Annotated in this window: 2 protein-coding genes and 1 pseudogene; 1 reads left to right on the top strand and 2 read right to left on the bottom strand. The window is 63.4% G+C overall.

The features are described from left to right. Positions 1-1,094 precede the first annotated feature (1,094 nt). Complete coding sequence (locus tag BN1233_RS24585) at positions 1,095-2,111, top strand: methyltransferase (protein WP_046866550.1); 1,017 nt, start codon at positions 1,095-1,097, stop codon at positions 2,109-2,111. A 335-nt stretch (positions 2,112-2,446) separates the two neighbouring features. Here BN1233_RS24585 and BN1233_RS24595 read toward each other — a convergent pair. Then, a pseudogene (locus BN1233_RS24595) lies at positions 2,447-4,143 on the bottom strand (IS1182 family transposase). A gap of 158 nt (positions 4,144-4,301) precedes the next feature. Next, positions 4,302-4,445 carry a hypothetical protein gene (locus BN1233_RS47240; RefSeq protein WP_154678293.1) on the bottom strand — a complete coding sequence of 48 codons (144 nt, stop codon included), beginning with the start codon at positions 4,443-4,445 and terminating at the stop codon, positions 4,302-4,304. Positions 4,446-4,921 lie beyond the last annotated feature (476 nt).

Genomic DNA, 4,921 nt, shown 5'->3' on the forward strand with positions numbered 1-4,921 from the left:
AAGGCGCGCAACGAGGGGCTGAGTGAAGGGATGGACGCCGGCGACCTGTACCGTAAGGTCAGAGACAAGATGTGGACGCCAGCCTACCAGCCATACCGGCGCCCGGCTTGAGCGTGCACGTTTCCATCGAAGTCGCTGTTGCGGGCGTTCGATGTGGTGGGAAGAGGGCTGTACAGCCCAGGGATAGCGGAATGGGTCCTCAGTTCTTGCAGCAATCACGGAACTGTGCGTGATAAACCAACTCTCAAATAAACACGTAAAGAATCCCGGAATAGGCGCGATTCTGAACTATAACGTAGATTGCCTGCTCAAAGTGTATGATCGCGCGACATGGCTCTGGACGCATATTCAGAACGATCGAGAGAGCGTCCGCGGGTCGGAAGCCTGAAAAGCCGAACCTTTATCAGCTTCATGGGTACCTCAAGGTTGTGCGAAGCGATCCCACAGATGAGGCCGCTGACAAGCTGGTTCTCACCGAGTTAGAATATCACGACCGGACTGATGATCCGTACAACATCGCCAATTCCGCTTTGCTATAGGCACTTCGTGAGTTCACGTGCTTGTTTATCGGGTGTTCCATGATAGGCGAGTTAATGTGTAGGTCGCGATATCGGTCCCTCAAGGAGCGTACCTCCGCGTTGCGGGCTGAGGGTGTCAAGTTGGAGGGTAACGAGGCCAAGTGGCGACGGCATTTCGCGGCAGCGCACTTTAAGCCAAGCGTGAACGAAGTCCGTAATCGGGACTTTAAGATGCTCGGAGTGAGGCCGGTCTGGGTCATAGACTTCCATGATTACCTGTCAAAGCGACTAAGCGAACTGGCTTTTGCCATCAAGGAAGTCTCATAAGCTCTCGATGATGTGCGCGGCAGAGCATCGAGAATCGGACGCGGTCAACTGGTTTTCGAGTAGGCGAGCGTCCAATTCAAGGCAAGAGGCTGTAGTCTCGTCCAGCTCACGATCGACCAGGAGCGTTCCAAGATCACTCGGTTCGTACTTCTACCACAAACCTAATGCCTGAATAGGCAGTCACGGCAATGCCGTTGGCGCTTCCCGGCGTAGGGTGGGCGCCAGCCCCGAATGCAGGAGATCGTTGCCATGGCAGCGCTATCGCAAGAAGCAGCCGCACTTCGCCACGCCGTGCTTGGTTACAGATTGTCCCAATGCATCGTCGTGGCTGCGGAGTTCAGGATTGCAGACCTCCTCGTGGATGGACCGCGCACTGTCGACGAGATTGCCGCGATGACCGGTAGTGATTGCTCGACGCTCTACCGGGTCATGCGCCTACTCGCCAGCGAGGGCATCTTTGTCGAGGACCAGCCCCGACGCTTCGCGCTGACGCCGCTCGCCGAGCCACTCTGCACAGGCAGTCCATCATGCTTGCGCGATCGGGTGCTCGCCTACATGTCACCGTCAGGCTGGGGCGCCTATGGGAGACTTGGCGACGCGGTCAGGAGCGGCAGGCCGGCGTTCGAGCATGCCTTCGGAACAGACCTCTTCAGCTATCTCGAAGCTCATGCAGGTGAGGCCGAACTGTTCAACCGCGCGATGGCGGAACAGACCGCCGAAGCCGCCCCCGCCCTGATCCAGGCTTACCCGTTCCCTCAGTCGGGCACGTTCGTCGATCTCGGGGGCGGCTTGGGTGCGTTGGTCGAGAGTGTCGTGCGTGAATGCCCGGGCATGTCCGGATGGCTGTTCGACCAGCCACATGTGGTGGAGGCGGCGCGTCATCGCCTCGCAGCGGTCGGCCTGGACGAGAAGGTCAAGGTGGTCGGCGGGAGCTTCTTTGAGGAGATCCCAGCGGGCTGTGACCTCTATGCCCTGAAGCATATCCTGCATGATTGGGATGACGATCGCTGTCGCGCGATCCTGACCGTCTGTCGCAAGGCAATGTCGGCGAGCGCGCGTCTCCTCATCATCGAGGTGATCGTGCCACCCGGCAACGAGCCGCTTTATGGAAAGTACCTCGACCTCAGCATGCTCGTCCTCACTCCTGGCGGCCGGGAGCGCACCCAAGAGGAGTACCGGGCCATGCTTGCTGCCTCGGGCCTGCGGCTGGAACGGACCTTCCCGACGATGGTCGGGTTCGAAATCCTTGAGGCCGCTTCTGCATGAGCGAATTCCGATCAGCTCTCATCCCTTGCGGGCGGCGATGGTCTGCGCGACGAGCGGGAGGCGACGTGCTGCTCATGCCCTCTTCAACTCCCGCTCCGCAACCGCAGCCACTTAAGAGAAGTCGATTCTCTCCGGTTGAATTTCCCTCAACCGGCGAACCGGAAGCGGAACGACAGCATTCCACGCCCGATGGCTGATCTCGAACCCTTCATGCTCGCGGAGCCGTTGCATCCAGCCAAGCACACCCGTGTGCCCGCCGAAGCAGGTGTCTCGATCGAGGTCACAGTCCAGGGCAAACTGAAGTTGACCCGGTTTCGATACTGCTGGCGAATTCATCACGCGGCAGCGGGAACTGCCATGAGCCGGACGAAGGCGGATTGACGTGTTCGGGCGAGCGGCGTACCGCCGAGCCAAGCCGCGAGCCGGACGAAATTCATCGCCGCAGCCGTCAGCACGTGCTGCAGATGCGTCTTGGCCAGCCCGATGTAACGCGCTCGGCGCAGATGCAGCGCCCGCACGCCGGCTGAGATCGTGCCCTTGATGCCGGCCCGCCGGTGATGCTCGACCGCAAACGCCTCCTCGGCCTCGCGCGCACGGGCCGCCACGAGTGCCTTGTGCTCGTCGCGCCGTGGCGTCAGGAGCCGCCGCGCCGAGCGGGTGCAGCGCGGCTTGAGCGCACAGGCCTTGCAGTCCGTGGTCGAGAGGCGGATCTTCACCACCGGCCGCCCCTGGTTGTGATCCGGCGTCCAACTGGCGCTGGCGCAGCCGGCCGGACAGGTCGCGATCGCGCGCTCCCAGTCGAGTTGGAAGTCCCGCAGCGTGAAGCCCTCGTCCGTCTTGGCCTGCCATTGCTGGTCCTGGGGCACCGGTCCGAAGAGCGTCACGGCATGATCCCGGCGGCTGGCCACCAACGCGTCGGCACCGATATAGCCAGCATCGACCAGATGCGTGCCATGCAGCAGCCCACGAGCGGCGAGCGCCCCGTGCACGCCCGCGAGGGCCTCCCGATCGACCACCGGCGCGGGCGTGGTCTCAACATGCGTGATCAGGTGCGGGGCATCGTCGTCGCAGGTCTCGGTCGGGTGCACCTTGTAGCCGATCCAGGCGGTGGTGCGCTTCTTGCCATAGTGCACGTCGGGGTCATAGGGCGAGGCGATCAGCATCAGTGAGGAGGGGAAGCCCTCGGCTTCCGTCCCCCACCGCACCAGTGGCTTGGGCGAAGCGGGAACCCCGGCCGGTGGTTCGGAACCGCATCGGCGGGGATGAGGCAGAAGGTCTGCAGCCAAACTCGCCGTAGCAGCTCGACAGCCGGGATCTCACGCAGCCACGCCGGCGCCTCGCGGCCTGTTACGGAGGCGAGCAGGGCGTGTCCGTCCCGTCCGACCTGCTCGGCATAGGCGTGTCGAGCAGTCTCCCCCTGCGGCACGTGGGACTCCTCGGCGCGCGGGGCATAGCGCTCCACCCAAGCTGGATCGGTGTGAGCGCGCAGCCAGTCGGCGGTGGCGCTCGCCAGGGCGTTCAGGGCTGCCCGCAGCGTCTCGATGGCGCGTTCGAGCCGGTTCAGGGCGCGCACGGCCCCGAGCACACGCGTGGAATTGGTCCGCTGCCGGCCGCGGGCCCGCAACAGCTTGAGCTCGCGGCAGAGCATCAAAAGCGTGTCGAGCAACTGTTCCTCCGCGCCGCCCGCCACGAGGCGGTTGCGGAACTCGCTTAGGACCGAGGCATCGAAGCCGGGATCGGTGAGTTCGAGCCCGAGCAGGTATTTCCAGTCGATGCGGCTGCGCACGGCGTTGGCGGCGCGACGATCGGAGAGGTTCTCGGCGAACTGCAGCAGGATCACCAGCGCCAGCCGCTACGGACAGGCGGCGGGCTGGCCGCGGCTGGCGAACAGCGGGGCGAACCGGGCGTCGGTGAAGATCGTGCCGAGCCGATCCCGCAGGCGCAGATATGCGTTCCCACGCCGGAAGGCAGCATGGGCGACGGTCGCGGTCGACGACGGAATGTCACCACAGACGGTCGGACGGAGGGACATCGGAGATCTCCGCAACTGAGATGCCCCCGTGCCCTCTACAACCAATCGGGCTCACGCGCTCTCGTCAATTCGCCAGCAGTATCGAAAACGGGTCAACTTCATAGTCCTTTGTCGACGAACAGTAGGCGCTACCGCAAGTCAGGCCTGAGCGGGCGCCCTCAGATCCAGCGGTTAAGGAGGACCGCCGTGATGAGCGCGAGCAGACAACAGATCACCATCCCCAGCCAGAACGTCGTCTTGTTCCGCGGCGGCGGATTGTCGTTCTCAGGATCCGGCAGGCCTTCGCTCTGGTGCTTTTGCATGCGTCATTCGTCGCCTGTCCGGCAACAAAGAGCAAGGCAATTCCTGGAACATCGATATTGCCGATGTGCAGCGGCCACGGGTTTTTCGCACAGCACACCAGCGGGGAAAGCGGCTAAACGGGTCAGGCACGGCCTCGCGGTCCCCTACGCCATTCGCTGTTGACTCTTCCATGAGGTGTCTCGGCAGCTGCGTGCGAAGCGCAGACAGCGTCATACGGCGTGCCGCATGACTTCAGCCGGGACCGGTGCCGGGCGAAGGAGTTGGGCTGCACCTTTCTTTTACTGCTCGCGACCCGGGCCTATCAGCGTTCCTGTGACAATGCCTGGCTCTCTACTTTTCCAGAACATACGTGCCTGGCGCATCCTGCAACGGCGGGTGCTGGGAGCTACCCAGCATCGGCGGCGCGCTTTTCGGGCCCGACCGGGCGGAGAGCCAAGCCGCCCAGTCGGGCCACCAGCTGCCCTCGTGACGCGTC

The sequence above is a fragment of the Microvirga massiliensis genome, from assembly GCF_001006805.1.
GTDB lineage: Bacteria > Pseudomonadota > Alphaproteobacteria > Rhizobiales > Beijerinckiaceae > Microvirga > Microvirga massiliensis.

Coding starts and splice junctions, on each gene's coding strand:
- BN1233_RS24585 (WP_046866550.1), top strand. CDS start 1,095: ATGGCAGCGCTATCGCAAGAAGCAGCCGCACTTCGCCACGCCGTGCTT.
- BN1233_RS47240 (WP_154678293.1), bottom strand. CDS start 4,445: ATGCAAAAGCACCAGAGCGAAGGCCTGCCGGATCCTGAGAACGACAAT.